The sequence below is a fragment of the Campylobacter showae genome (genome assembly GCF_004803815.1).
Taxonomy (GTDB): domain Bacteria; phylum Campylobacterota; class Campylobacteria; order Campylobacterales; family Campylobacteraceae; genus Campylobacter_A; species Campylobacter_A showae.
Window position 1 is genome coordinate 1,490,055 of sequence record NZ_CP012544.1, and the last position, 11,318, is coordinate 1,501,372.

General features: G+C 40.9%; 20 protein-coding genes and 1 pseudogene. 20 read left to right on the plus strand and 1 reads right to left on the minus strand.

The window, feature by feature from the left end; all coding sequences use genetic code 11:
* Positions 1–240: 240 nt before the first annotated feature.
* From CSHOW_RS10610 to CSHOW_RS07320, 9 genes and pseudogenes are all read left to right on the plus strand, one after another.
* Positions 241–321: pseudogene (locus tag CSHOW_RS10610) on the plus strand (hypothetical protein); the annotation flags it as partial.
* A 60-nt stretch (positions 322–381) separates the two neighbouring features.
* Positions 382–1,317 (plus strand): tyrosine-type recombinase/integrase, encoded by a 936-nt coding sequence (locus CSHOW_RS07285; protein WP_002949701.1) that lies wholly within the window; start codon positions 382–384, stop codon positions 1,315–1,317.
* Positions 1,318–2,097: a hypothetical protein gene (locus CSHOW_RS07290; protein ID WP_002949702.1), complete on the plus strand. Its 780-nt coding sequence runs from the start codon at positions 1,318–1,320 to the stop codon at positions 2,095–2,097.
* A gap of 219 nt (positions 2,098–2,316) precedes the next feature.
* Positions 2,317–2,508, plus strand: a complete 192-nt coding sequence (locus CSHOW_RS07295; protein WP_002949703.1) for a helix-turn-helix transcriptional regulator — start codon at positions 2,317–2,319, stop codon at positions 2,506–2,508.
* A gap of 1 nt (position 2,509) precedes the next feature.
* Positions 2,510–2,770, plus strand: coding sequence for a hypothetical protein (locus CSHOW_RS07300; RefSeq protein ID WP_002949704.1), 261 nt, complete (start codon positions 2,510–2,512; stop codon positions 2,768–2,770).
* Entirely contained in the window at positions 2,763–3,026 is a 264-nt protein-coding gene (locus tag CSHOW_RS07305; protein ID WP_002949705.1) for a hypothetical protein, read from the plus strand. The genes CSHOW_RS07300 and CSHOW_RS07305 overlap by 8 nt, the downstream gene beginning before the upstream one ends.
* A complete protein-coding gene (locus tag CSHOW_RS07310) occupies positions 3,023–3,265 on the plus strand; it encodes a hypothetical protein (RefSeq protein WP_002949706.1) in 243 nt (80 codons plus the stop codon). The genes CSHOW_RS07305 and CSHOW_RS07310 overlap by 4 nt, the downstream gene beginning before the upstream one ends.
* A gap of 224 nt (positions 3,266–3,489) precedes the next feature.
* Positions 3,490–4,071 carry an aspartate carbamoyltransferase gene (locus CSHOW_RS07315; protein ID WP_236844696.1) on the plus strand — a complete coding sequence of 194 codons (582 nt, stop codon included), beginning with the start codon at positions 3,490–3,492 and terminating at the stop codon, positions 4,069–4,071.
* 77 nt (positions 4,072–4,148) lie between these two features.
* Positions 4,149–4,688, plus strand: coding sequence for a hypothetical protein (locus CSHOW_RS07320; RefSeq protein ID WP_002949708.1), 540 nt, complete (start codon positions 4,149–4,151; stop codon positions 4,686–4,688).
* Positions 4,689–5,846: 1,158 nt separating this feature from the next.
* Here CSHOW_RS07320 and CSHOW_RS07325 read toward each other — a convergent pair.
* Entirely contained in the window at positions 5,847–6,065 is a 219-nt protein-coding gene (locus tag CSHOW_RS07325; protein ID WP_002949711.1) for a helix-turn-helix domain-containing protein, read from the minus strand.
* Between the two features lie 163 nt (positions 6,066–6,228).
* Between CSHOW_RS07325 and CSHOW_RS07330 the strand changes: the two genes are divergently transcribed.
* The 11 genes from CSHOW_RS07330 to CSHOW_RS07380 all read left to right on the plus strand — a co-directional run bounded on the left by CSHOW_RS07330 (position 6,229) and on the right by CSHOW_RS07380 (position 10,917).
* Positions 6,229–6,501 carry a hypothetical protein gene (locus CSHOW_RS07330; RefSeq protein ID WP_002949713.1) on the plus strand — a complete coding sequence of 91 codons (273 nt, stop codon included), beginning with the start codon at positions 6,229–6,231 and terminating at the stop codon, positions 6,499–6,501.
* 12 nt (positions 6,502–6,513) lie between these two features.
* A complete protein-coding gene (locus CSHOW_RS07335; protein WP_002948900.1) occupies positions 6,514–6,756 on the plus strand; it encodes a hypothetical protein in 243 nt (80 codons plus the stop codon).
* Positions 6,753–7,058 (plus strand): hypothetical protein, encoded by a 306-nt coding sequence (locus CSHOW_RS07340; RefSeq protein WP_002948899.1) that lies wholly within the window; start codon positions 6,753–6,755, stop codon positions 7,056–7,058. Before CSHOW_RS07335 ends, CSHOW_RS07340 begins: the two co-directional genes overlap by 4 nt.
* A complete protein-coding gene (locus CSHOW_RS07345) occupies positions 7,055–7,315 on the plus strand; it encodes a hypothetical protein (RefSeq protein WP_002948898.1) in 261 nt (86 codons plus the stop codon). The genes CSHOW_RS07340 and CSHOW_RS07345 overlap by 4 nt, the downstream gene beginning before the upstream one ends.
* Positions 7,316–7,583: 268 nt before the next feature.
* Positions 7,584–7,775 carry a helix-turn-helix domain-containing protein gene (locus CSHOW_RS07350; RefSeq protein WP_002949731.1) on the plus strand — a complete coding sequence of 64 codons (192 nt, stop codon included), beginning with the start codon at positions 7,584–7,586 and terminating at the stop codon, positions 7,773–7,775.
* Positions 7,772–8,221, plus strand: a complete 450-nt coding sequence (locus tag CSHOW_RS07355; RefSeq protein WP_002949733.1) for a hypothetical protein — start codon at positions 7,772–7,774, stop codon at positions 8,219–8,221. The genes CSHOW_RS07350 and CSHOW_RS07355 overlap by 4 nt, the downstream gene beginning before the upstream one ends.
* Positions 8,218–8,523 carry a hypothetical protein gene (locus CSHOW_RS07360; protein ID WP_002949735.1) on the plus strand — a complete coding sequence of 102 codons (306 nt, stop codon included), beginning with the start codon at positions 8,218–8,220 and terminating at the stop codon, positions 8,521–8,523. The genes CSHOW_RS07355 and CSHOW_RS07360 overlap by 4 nt, the downstream gene beginning before the upstream one ends.
* A gap of 298 nt (positions 8,524–8,821) precedes the next feature.
* Positions 8,822–9,187: a hypothetical protein gene (locus CSHOW_RS07365; protein WP_002949750.1), complete on the plus strand. Its 366-nt coding sequence runs from the start codon at positions 8,822–8,824 to the stop codon at positions 9,185–9,187.
* Between the two features lie 151 nt (positions 9,188–9,338).
* Positions 9,339–9,638, plus strand: a complete 300-nt coding sequence (locus CSHOW_RS07370; RefSeq protein ID WP_002949751.1) for a hypothetical protein — start codon at positions 9,339–9,341, stop codon at positions 9,636–9,638.
* Positions 9,632–9,913, plus strand: coding sequence for a type II toxin-antitoxin system RelE/ParE family toxin (locus CSHOW_RS07375; protein WP_002949752.1), 282 nt, complete (start codon positions 9,632–9,634; stop codon positions 9,911–9,913). Before CSHOW_RS07370 ends, CSHOW_RS07375 begins: the two co-directional genes overlap by 7 nt.
* On the plus strand, positions 9,910–10,917 hold the full coding sequence (locus CSHOW_RS07380) for a virulence RhuM family protein (RefSeq protein ID WP_002949753.1): 1,008 nt from the start codon (positions 9,910–9,912) through the stop codon (positions 10,915–10,917). Before CSHOW_RS07375 ends, CSHOW_RS07380 begins: the two co-directional genes overlap by 4 nt.
* Positions 10,918–11,318: the final 401 nt, after the last annotated feature.

Below are 11,318 nucleotides of genomic sequence, written 5' to 3' on the forward strand. Positions count from 1 at the left end.
CATAAACGCAAAAACTAGATTTTGAGTGTGTCTAAAAACGAGCGAATTAAAATAACACACCCAAAAGCACACTTACGCACATACAAAAAGGCGAAAAAATGGCGACGTTTGCGAAAGATAGCCAACTAAAAACCTATACGCTCAAAGACGGCAAAAGCTAGAGAATGGATTAAAGATATTTCTACTCCGTATCTCTACGTTTATGCGACGCAGACCAAAAACGGCGTAAGCAAAACGTTTATTTTTAGATACGCAGGCGAGAACCGCAAAACTAATCAAATCATCATAGGCAAATATCCGAGTATCACGCTAGCCGAAGCAAGAGCCAAAGCTACCGAGCTAAAAAGACTAAAAGAGAGAGGCGAGGACGTTAAAAAAGCCGTGATAGCTCAAAAGGCGGTTAAATTTGCGGACGTGGCGCGCGAGTGGGTAGAAAAAGAGCAGACAAAAAGCACCTCATCGCTAAGCAGAGAAACGGGGCGGATAAATAATTATCTTATGCCCTATCTAAAAGACGGCGACGTTAAAACGCTAGCGCGCAGAGACTACGCGCAGGTCATCGAGCGCATACAAGAAGCCGAGACCAAAAAAGGCATAAGCCACGACACGAGCAAGCGCACGTTTAGGCTACTTCGTAAGATTTTAGACCTAGCCGTCAATAAAGGCTACATAGACCATAACCCGACGAGGGATATTATTTTTGCCGACACCTTTAAAACCTCAAAATGCGAGAACTACAGGGCGATCACCGCCCCCGAGAGGCTAGGCGAGCTTTTAAGGGCGTTTGACGGCTTTAGAGGCTCAAATAGCACTAAGCAGGCGTTAGTATTCGGCGCACATACCTTTTTACGTAGCGCAAACGTCAGAGAACTAAAATGGCAATACGTTAGCTTTGATAAAAACCTCATCGTATTTCCAGCGGACGCAATGAAAATGCGCGCAGACTTCGCCGTGCCGATAAGCAAGCAAGTAAAAGAGCTTTTAAAAGCTCAATACGAGATAAGGCGGGGCGATTTCGTATTTCCTAGCGACATAACGAGCCTAAAACCGCTAAGCGAGAATACGCTTAACTACGCGCTTAAGCGGCTAGGTTTCGGCGACGAGACGGTTTTTCACGGACTAAGGGCGACCGCCTCGACGCTACTAAACGAAAATATCAAACGACACGGCAAAGACGCGGAAATAATAGATCTTTGCCTAGACCACAGAGAGCGAAACAAAATAAAATCAATCTACGATAGAAGCCAAAGACTAGAGGAGCGCGCCGAGCTTATGCAATGGTGGAGCGATTATCTAGACGAAGCGAAAGGGGAATAAATGGCAAATAAGACAGCAAGGAAAACTACACAACCAAGAAAAAACAAGTCAGCTAGTAGCCCAAGAATAAACAACGACGGCGAGGCAGAACAAGAAAAAATAGATAAGGGGTGCGAGGTAATACAATCACTTTGTGAGATTTTTAGGGGAAATGATATTAATTATTGGCAGGGCTTAAACGATATTGAAGAAAGATTTGATAGTTTTATGTCCGATATGGAGCAACAGAATACGGACGCAAATTATTTTACTTTAGCCGATTTTGCCCCTTACCATATTTTTTTATTTCACAATGATGCAAAATGTCGCTTTTATGACATATTTTACCAGTTTATTATTGATTGCATTCATAAAGCCAACCAAGTAAAGCCGATAGAAATAATTAAGTATCAAGCCTATTTGGATGGCATAGAGTTATTATTAACAGCATTAGGCGAGCGAAATATTAAAAGGTATCCAATTAGGGAATTTTCGCATTATGACCACGAGCATAATCAAATTTACAGAGACGCAAAGCTTACCCCCGAACAAAACGCGATGAACTCATTAGCTAATTTTGAAGCTTATGTAAAAATGTATTTTTCAAAACATCAAGAGACAATAGAAAGATACGAAAACGGCGCGAAAATAGTCATAATTAAAGAGAGATTTAAAGATAAGATAGAAAGATTAGCGAGAAATTATCAGCTAGATTTTGATAAAACAGAATTAAAAGACAATGTATTGGCAGGCAAAATAGTCAGACATTTTGGTATAAAAGAGACCAAAACAAACGATTAGGGAAAATTTTCCTAAGACACTACACGCCCTTATTTTAGGGGCTTTACTCCATTTTAATGTATTCACTTTTTTAACAATTTTACTCCAAAATCTCAGAAATACCCGATACTTTAGGGAAAAAATACCTTTGCGCTCGTTTTAAAAACCCGCGATAATTTCACTCATATTTATTCAAGTGCGCACGCGGATAAATAATATCACTCGTAAGGAGTTTTTATTATGAACCCATTAATCGTAAAGAACAACACGCTAAGCCCGAAAGAAACGGCGCAGTATTTAGGTATTTCGACCGCTACGTTATGGCGTTTTATGAAGCGCGACGATTTCCCGAAGCCAAAACGCTTAACAGAGCGCACGATCCGCTTTTTAAAAAGTGACCTTGACACATATTTACAAGATAGGAGCGCGTAAGATGAAAGCCTTTGAAAACGAAGCCGAAAAAGGGCTTTATTCAGACTTTGCGCGAATGCTAGGCGAAGTTTATCCGGGCGTCTTAAAATCTGCGACAAGCGATGAGCCTAGCGACTACAAAGAGGGTTTAAATCAAGGGCTGGCAGTAGCCTTTAATTTATTTCAAGTCCTGGACGAACAGCGCGATCAACTCCAAGCCCTCCAAGCCGAAAACCAACGGCTAAGAGAGCGATTTTTTCAAAGGAGCGCAAACAATGAGTAAGCTAGTATTTACGCCTAGCAAACTTTGCTTTAGCGCGGGCGATGAGGTTATGTTAAAGGCTTTTAAAAAGCATTTGCATACCTACAAAGTGGCGAGCCTGGACGGCGTAGCCCAACCTTTGTTAGATTGCGCTTATGATTTATTTCATATCGTGCAGACGCGTCTGCTTGCAGTTGCGAGCGGTAGCGAAGCAAAAAGTAAGAGCATAAAAGAGCTAGAAATAAAAGCAGGCATAAGAGAGGAGAATAACCGATGAGAGCGCAGACGGTAAAAAAGCAAATTTTACAAAAGATGATAGCAAGAGATGAACCGATAAGGGCGTGCAATATCACGGCTAGCAACCAAAACGTTTATTTGATACAGCTAGAGCGCGCAGGTATTATTAGCCGTAAATGGCACGACGGGCAAGGCTACAAAATAGCCTATTTTAAAGACGACGAGCAAAGAAAAAAGGCTATTAAATGGCTAAAAGCGCACGGCGTTAAAGTAGCGTAAATCAAAGAATTTTAGGGGCGGTTAGTGTCAAGCGATCCGCCCTCTTTGGATGTTAAAACGTGGAAATATTACCTCAAATTACCCAAATACTAGCTGAAACGCCTAGCATAGCCATAGACACCGTACGCGCGAGTTTCCTAAAAAACAGAGTAACGCGCAAGCACTACACCAAAATAGAGCTACTTAAAAGCATAGCCAAAAATCACGGCTTGAAATGGCGAAAAATGCAAGATACCAAAGAAATAAAAATATCCAATCGTTACGAGTTTCAAGGGCTAAAAATAACCGATCTTTACGAACTCGAAAATCTAAGCATATTCTACGCCACTACAAAAGCCCCCAACGAGTGCCGACAGCGCGCCGTGATTGAGTTTTATGGGCTAAAGCAATATCATAAGCCCGCCCCGCCCTTTGACCTCGTAGCGGAGCTTTTAGGCGCGGTTAATAACGTCTCTAGTATTGATTTGTGTTTTGATAGAGCAAAGCCCTTTAACCTGGACGCATTCGAGATAGTCGGGGCGGGAAATACCGCCTACATAAAAACCGAGATGACGGCACTGGAGCGCGTTTATTTTTACGACAAAGCCAAAAAGAATAATCTAAATTTGCCCTTGTATCGCGCAGAGGCGACCGCCCCGATAATTGATTTAAACAAGCCTGCGTTACTGCCTAGAGCCGAACGCTTGGAGCTACAATTACGCCAAGCCGTGCGCGATTTTTCGCAAATAATCGACATTGCTACCAAAGCGCAGCCGGCAAAGCTCGCATACAAGGCAAAGAATAACAAAAGAGAGCTAAGGGCGTGATAACCGCTGATAGCTTATGAAACTATTATTAAGCCCGTTTTACGTAAAATAGCGCGGTAAATTTCAAAAGGGCTAATATGGACTTGATAGAGCTATTTTCAGCCGATAGGCTAGCGAGCTACACAAGCGACGACGAACACAGAGCAAATTTTAAACTCATCAAAAACATAAGCGACAAACTAGGCGCGATCGAGATTATTACGCGCAACAAGACGGCAAGCGCGCTAGGATTGAGCGATAGCGTCTTTATTTCGCGGCAAACTTTAGGCTATTGGGTTACTGCGATGGATGAGGCGAGAATTCATAATGATGTAGCAAATTTTAGCGAGATAGATTTTAGGGCTTATGCTAGGACGAACATAAAATTTGAGTGGCGTAATTATCAAAAAGTAAAAATAATTTACAGCATTATCCGCACGATAAGAAACCGCGCCTTTCATTTTGAAAATCTTTACAAACTCAACGCAAACGGCACGCCTAGGCTATCAACTAAGCACCAAGAGATAATAATCGGCATAGAACCGTCAAAGATAGAAATATTTTTAAACGATATTTTAAAATGTTTTGATGAAGGCTTGATTGAATATTTAGAAGGTGGGGCACAAGGAGCCCCTTGAATGTAAGACGTATTATACAGCTCATTTTTAAACAAGTCAAGCAAAATAATTCTATCTGCTATCTAATAACAACTTATGCGCACGTAACGCACCGTAACGTTACATTGTAACGCCTGAACCTCATCGCATATTATTCCGCCTATTTTTGACACAAAAACCGCCCGAACCTTAAGCCGTTTTTTGCCCGTTTTATTTACTTTAAGAAACGCTAAAACGTGTATCGCTTTTCGTTGTCACTCGTTATCAAAATGCAAGACGGCTAAAATAAAATTTCCACAAGTCAAACAAAGCGCAAACTAGCACACATACGGAGCTAGCTCACACTTGCACAGAGAGCGAAAAACGCGTTTTAAGTTTCAGACCCCCTTAGTAGGTAGGGTATCATTTACCCGCATTCTCTTTTCATTAACCATTTTTACCACACTTTCCTTAAACCTCACGCGGGGTCTAGCGAGCGAGTGAAACAAGCGAGCGGTAATTTATTATCATAGTAGCTGATAGTGTAAAAATCACAGCCCACAATCAACGAAAAGAGCTTGACCCATACAAAGCATCAAAAGGAGTTAAAATCAAACAGCGGGCTTTATTTTGCGTTTAAATGCGTATTGTTAATTTTTGGCGTATTTCCTAACAAATAAAAGGCGATATGTTAAAAAAGTGAGAGAATTTTAACCTTTTGATGAATACGCCCCGCCCGAGGGCGGAGGCGGCATACGCGATCAAAAGCTTTTAGCCTAGTGTGTCAGCACAATTTTGCGTTTACGTAACAATGCCCTAAGTCAAATTTAGCCCATAGGCGCAAAGTAAAAGGGCGTAGCCGCTACCGACACCTCCCCTGAGTTTAAGGGGGGGGTGTATTCGATTCACACCCTTTTTGGATTTCACAAAAAATAAAAACGGACTTATTCAAAAACCCTAAAAGCTAGGTAAATTTAACATAGGGAGCTTATTTACGTAAATGACAAGGCGTTTTTAGATTTCTTAACGAACGCAATTTTACGTCCGTTAAAGCTAGGTGAATTAAAGTCATAGAGCTAAACGTATTTTTGCGCTGAGTAAGCTAGGGGAATTAAATACCGCTAGCTACCTACATTTAACGTAGACAGTTATCAAAGAGAGATTTAAAGCGGTTGAAAAATGGAATTAGGGGCGATGAGGTTAAAGGTCTTTATCGACGTAAGGCTTGACAACCTCGACGATTTTATCAAAGTTATCAGCTTTAACCCACTTTTCTAGGATAACATCAACATACTTTGGAAAATCTTGAACCGACCCCCACGCATTCACAGTTGTGTAGCTAAGCCCTAATTTTTCGGCAAATTCTTTTTTTGTAATACCAATGCTTTTTAACTGCGCTTTAAAAGTTTGTAAATCCATTTTTTGAAGCCCTTATTTGAATTATTTGACGTATTATATTATTTTTAATACAAAAATACAATATTAGTATTAAAAACAATACTAGATTAAGCTAGGCTTAATATTATCAATAATATAATTCTACTAGAAAAGATATTGAAACTAATACTTTAAAGGAGACCCCATGCAACCAACCAAACAGAAATTTACCGAGTATCTAGCCAGCTACCAATTTAAGCAAAACGATACCGACGAGGAAGTGAGCTACAAGGTACTTGACTGCGCTTATGATCTATTCTGCGCTTTAGAGGCGTTAGCAAACAATCATAAGATACTAGAGGCTAAATACAAAGCCGAGCAAGAAAAGCGCGAGGATTTGCAAAGAGCGATCAGGCTTTACGGCATAGATAGGCTAAGCAAAAAAGAGCTATTGATAAAAGCAAGACCGAGTTTTTAGAAAGGAGACCCAATGCAATTAACATTCGACATAGCCGACGAGCTAGACCTAACAAACGAGATACCAAGCGCGCTAAACGCTATTAGCACACTAGTTTATGCTTTGCCGTATCTGCAAAAAGGCGTAGGAACCAATGCCGCCGCAATGGCGAACGCGTCTTATTTCCTAAGCGTGGCGATCGACGACGTAGCCCAAGCCGTGCGAGATTACGCAGACAAGAAAATATCCGAACAAAAAGAGGAGGTAAAGAAATGACCATTTTAACTAATTCAGACAGACCGACGACCAAAGAGGGCTTTAACGCCCTTGTTAGGCAAAATAACGGCGGCAGCGATGAGGTAAGCGAGCAAATAATCTACAACGTGGGTTATCTGGTCTATTGCAGTAACATTTACGCGCTAAGACAGCTAAAAAGCTATCAGGATAAAATCCAAAATTTGCTAGCCGATAAGATGATACTAAAAAGCGAGAACGAAAGGCTACATAGCAGGATAAAAGAGCTAATCGAGATTAACGACGAACTCCAAGACGAGCTAAACGAAAAGGGCGAGCAATGAGTAATCTAAGCAGAGCAAGAGGCGATAAGGCGCGCGAAGCGTTTCAAGCAGAGGTAGCAAAGAGAGAGGCAAAGGGAATGTCAGACGCTTTATTTGAAACGGGCTTGCAAGCATACCGCCTCTTTAATTATTACGCCAAAGAGTGCGAAAAGCTAGAGGAGCGCGTAAAGTATCTTTGCGGGCAAATAGACGCCTTACAAGCCAAAGACGAGCCAAAAGGCCAATACGTTTGGCATAGCGATCTAAAAGGCGCTTAGGTTTATCAAAGGGGGCTTAATCGCCCCCTTGAATAAGCTTATTTTATCGGACCAGTAAATTTAACCGCCTTAAAATTTAGTATGTGCTCTTGTGTGTCAGAGTTTTTGACAGATGAAGCTCCATTTTTTCATGGGGCTTAGAGCAGGACACCCCCGCCCTATTTGTCCGCAGCACGTCATACAACCAGGACGAGCCACAACCTCATCACAAACCAACAAACACCCTAATACGCGTTAAAATACCTCTAAACACTAAAAAAGGCAAACAATGGAGCTACTTACCGCAAAGCAGGTAGGGCAAATTTTAAACTTATCGCAAAGCACGCTTACTAAGATGAGAAGCGACAAATACAAAGACCGTTTTAACTTCGTTTTGCCTTTTGTCAAGATAGGACGCGCCGTAAGATACGAACGCGAAGCGGTAAATCAAGCCGTAAGCGAGCTAAAGGCGATAAAATGAAAATAACGCCCGAAGTAAGAGCGCAGATATTAGCCAAGCATAAAGCAGGAATGAGCCAAAGAGCACTACAAAAGCTTTTTAACCTCAGCGCAGGCGCGATAAATAACATCACTAAGGGTATAAGCCAAAGCCTAAAAGGTACGATAGCTAAAGGCACGCAGTATCTAACCGAATTATCCGATCTAAACGAATACGAACGCGAAGCCGTAACGCAGGCAGTAAGCGACAACTCCAGGGCGGTAACTTTTTTTAAGCAAACTGCGATCAAAAACCAAATAATGGCTAATAGGCTACTACAAGAAGCCGGGGACCTGGGCGACATTGAACTACATAGCAGAATAACGGCTAGAAACAAAGAGACGATACTGGGTAAAAATTACGAGCTACAAGAGCAAGGCGGCGCGCTATTTGCCCCTACTCAAATCATAATAAAGCGCGACGATTGAAAACGTACGACATAGCCCTATTTTACGAGTTATCGCTATTTTTCAAAGACGACTTACGTCTTATGGCTCACGCCGTGGCTTATGCGCTAAATCTAAACGCTAAGACTGTTTACAAGGATTTTTCATTCGGGCGATACAAGGACGAGTATTTAAAGGCTTTGCTAGACGTGAGCCATAACCCGAAAGAGGCTTATTTAAATTTACTTATGAAGTTTAGAGATAAAAGCCCGATATTCGACCGCGACGACTTCGCAAACGCAGAAGCCTACAGCGTGTTTAATAGGGAATACAAAAAGAAGTAAAGGGCGGCAGGAGTTGAACCTGCAATAGCACGGCGATTAAGCCGTGTAGCGTAACCCTATGGCACATCTACCCTTTACTAAATAGGCGGTGAGACCACCCACACCCTCACACGGATAGACCTCCGCAGGAACACTGCGTGCTAAACGGGGCGGTAATGCTTTGCTAGGAAGCTGGGTCATTTTCCTTGCGGTCAGACCTTTCGCCTATTCACGGGCAGATTATGCCATATTTTTACCAAATTTTACCAAAGGCGTAAAAAAAGCTATCATACTAAAATCTATTTCAAAAGGATAAATAATGCTAAATGACAAGGCGCAACAGACGGCGTTTAAATTGCTCGATAAATTTGGCAAAGTAGGCACGTATAAGCGCAAGGGCGGTCAAATTTACGACCCCGAAACGGGCGGAATGACCGAACAGACAAGCGAATACAAAGTAAAGGCGTATATCGATAGCATAAAAAGCTATTTAGCACCAATAGAGCTCGGATTAATAAACGAGGGTAACGTCGTGATCTTAATAGCCGCCAAATCTCTGCCTTTTATGCCGCAAAACAACGACGTGATAGAGTTTCCTCACTGCGCCTATACTATCAAATACAATGACGCGGTATGGGGCGGCGAGGATGTGGTGCTACATCAGCTAATCGGGGTGGCGAAGTAAAAACCGAACGCTACAACATAGCAAGAACGTTTAAATTTAGCGCGATTAAGCCGTATTTAGCGCATACGGACGAACGAAAAAACGAACGCTAATAAAATCCTAAGCCCCGAGCGGTTAAAATAAGACCGGATTTTAAAACAAAGGCTAGGATATGCAAACTCTAACCATACGAGCAGATAACGCCGATTTCATAAAAAAGGCGAGAGAGATATTAATCACGCTAGCTAAATTTGACGGCGTGAAGCTAAGCCTAAGCGATGATTACACTAAAGAGCTAAACGCTCGAGCCGATGAAGCTCTACAAGGCAAAGGGCTAATAGATGAAGCTCAGGCGCGCAAAAAGCTAGAGGCTATCAAAACCGAGATATTATCAGACATTGAAGCGATCAGGCGCGGAGAGTTTGAAACGATAAGCCACGACGAGCTAAAAGCGCGGGTTATGCAATGGTAATAAAATACAAGCCTAAATTTGAGCGCGAGTTAAAGACGATATTCGACTTCATAGCCAAAGACAGCCTAAACAGGGCGCGAGAGTTTAGGAACAAACTTATCGCAAAGATAGAACGCACGGCGCAAACGCCTTTTATTTGCCGTAAGTCTATTAATTTTGACGATGAGAGTATACGAGACTTGATTTTTAAAAGCTACGTGATACCGTTTGCGATAGAGGATGAGGTTATTTATGTGCTAGGCATTTACAAGGCTAATGAGTGGGAAATGCAATGATAGACACTAAAGAGCAAAATTTTATTATTTATTCAACTGGCGACAATAAAGTTAATATTCAAATATTAGCCGATAAAGAGAACGAAACAATATGGCTAAATCAAAAACAAATAGCCGATATTTTTGAAGTTGATAGAACCAACATAACAAAGCACATTAAAAATATTCTTAAAGATGGCGAATTGAAAGAGATTTCAGTTAGTGCAAAAATTTCACATACTGCAGATGATGGCAAAAAATATCTAACCACATTTTACAATCTTGATATGATAATCGCGGTAGGTTATCGTATAAACAGCGTAAAAGCAACACAGTTTAGACAATGGGCTACTAGCACGCTAAAAGAATACATCATTAAAGGCTTTGTGCTTGATGATGAGAGGCTAAAACAAGGCAATAACGTATTTAATAAAGACTACTTCAAAGAATTACTAGAACGCATACGAGCCATAAGGGCTAGTGAAAAGTTATTTTATGAAAAAGTTAGGGAGTTATTTGCGCTAAGCGTGGATTATGATAAGACATCGCAGACGGCTAAAAATTTCTTTGCCGATATCCAAAATAAACTAGAATATGCAGTAACCAAAAAGACATCGGCGGAGATTATCAAAGAGCGTGCAGACCATACAAAGCCAAATATGGGTTTAACGACTTGGAGCGGAAGCGATAGAGGCAAAGAGCCGATAAAGTTAGATGTCGCTGTAGCTAAAAATTATTTATACGAGGACGAGCTAAACAAGCTTAATAGATTAACGGGTATGCTACTTGACTATGCGGAAAACCAAGCGGAACAAGGCATAGTAATTCAGATGAAAGATTGGGATATTAAAGTAGATGATTTTTTAATCTTTAACGGCTATGAAATTCTAAAAGGCTTTGGCAAATTTAGCGCTGACAATGCAAAAGCTAAGGCAGAATTAGAATATACGAAATTTAAAGAACTAAAGCAAGATGATAGTTTTAAAGACGAAGTAAAACGAATAATTGCTAAAGGCAAAAAATAGAGCCTATGGTAGCGAAGCGTGAAACTAATAAAAAGGCTAAAAGTTTCACAAACGAAGCTTAATTAAGTTTCGAGCTAAAAAGCCGTGAAACATACCCTATTCTTAAGAAAATTTAGCCGTTTAAGCGTTTGAAACTTAAAAGTGGAAAATGCTTAAATCACGAAGTGCCTATTTTAGGGCATATCTGCGTTTTTGTATTGAAAACTAAACTTTTCATTACCGATTTTTTACCGCCGATTAGCTTAAACTTTTTAGTAGCCTCATAAAGTGCCGTGAATGTGTTTTTAAGTGTGTAAAAATGGGCTTTATTTTCTAGAGAAATGCCGTAAATACGATATTTAAAGCCAAATATCGAACAACCTCGCTTCCACCATCTATCATTTTTATGCACCATCAATTAC

What these genes read in the sequence shown, in the direction of transcription:
- CSHOW_RS07290 (WP_002949702.1), top strand. Translation starts at nt 1,318, where the DNA reads ATGGCAAATAAGACAGCAAGGAAAACTACACAACCAAGAAAAAACAAG.
- CSHOW_RS07295 (WP_002949703.1), top strand. Translation starts at nt 2,317, where the DNA reads ATGAACCCATTAATCGTAAAGAACAACACGCTAAGCCCGAAAGAAACG.
- CSHOW_RS07300 (WP_002949704.1), top strand. Translation starts at nt 2,510, where the DNA reads ATGAAAGCCTTTGAAAACGAAGCCGAAAAAGGGCTTTATTCAGACTTT.
- CSHOW_RS07305 (WP_002949705.1), top strand. Translation starts at nt 2,763, where the DNA reads ATGAGTAAGCTAGTATTTACGCCTAGCAAACTTTGCTTTAGCGCGGGC.
- CSHOW_RS07310 (WP_002949706.1), top strand. Translation starts at nt 3,023, where the DNA reads ATGAGAGCGCAGACGGTAAAAAAGCAAATTTTACAAAAGATGATAGCA.
- CSHOW_RS07315 (WP_236844696.1), top strand. Translation starts at nt 3,490, where the DNA reads ATGCAAGATACCAAAGAAATAAAAATATCCAATCGTTACGAGTTTCAA.
- CSHOW_RS07320 (WP_002949708.1), top strand. Translation starts at nt 4,149, where the DNA reads ATGGACTTGATAGAGCTATTTTCAGCCGATAGGCTAGCGAGCTACACA.
- CSHOW_RS07325 (WP_002949711.1), bottom strand. Translation starts at nt 6,065, where the DNA reads ATGGATTTACAAACTTTTAAAGCGCAGTTAAAAAGCATTGGTATTACA.
- CSHOW_RS07330 (WP_002949713.1), top strand. Translation starts at nt 6,229, where the DNA reads ATGCAACCAACCAAACAGAAATTTACCGAGTATCTAGCCAGCTACCAA.
- CSHOW_RS07335 (WP_002948900.1), top strand. Translation starts at nt 6,514, where the DNA reads ATGCAATTAACATTCGACATAGCCGACGAGCTAGACCTAACAAACGAG.
- CSHOW_RS07340 (WP_002948899.1), top strand. Translation starts at nt 6,753, where the DNA reads ATGACCATTTTAACTAATTCAGACAGACCGACGACCAAAGAGGGCTTT.
- CSHOW_RS07345 (WP_002948898.1), top strand. Translation starts at nt 7,055, where the DNA reads ATGAGTAATCTAAGCAGAGCAAGAGGCGATAAGGCGCGCGAAGCGTTT.
- CSHOW_RS07350 (WP_002949731.1), top strand. Translation starts at nt 7,584, where the DNA reads ATGGAGCTACTTACCGCAAAGCAGGTAGGGCAAATTTTAAACTTATCG.
- CSHOW_RS07355 (WP_002949733.1), top strand. Translation starts at nt 7,772, where the DNA reads ATGAAAATAACGCCCGAAGTAAGAGCGCAGATATTAGCCAAGCATAAA.
- CSHOW_RS07365 (WP_002949750.1), top strand. Translation starts at nt 8,822, where the DNA reads ATGCTAAATGACAAGGCGCAACAGACGGCGTTTAAATTGCTCGATAAA.
- CSHOW_RS07370 (WP_002949751.1), top strand. Translation starts at nt 9,339, where the DNA reads ATGCAAACTCTAACCATACGAGCAGATAACGCCGATTTCATAAAAAAG.
- CSHOW_RS07375 (WP_002949752.1), top strand. Translation starts at nt 9,632, where the DNA reads ATGGTAATAAAATACAAGCCTAAATTTGAGCGCGAGTTAAAGACGATA.
- CSHOW_RS07380 (WP_002949753.1), top strand. Translation starts at nt 9,910, where the DNA reads ATGATAGACACTAAAGAGCAAAATTTTATTATTTATTCAACTGGCGAC.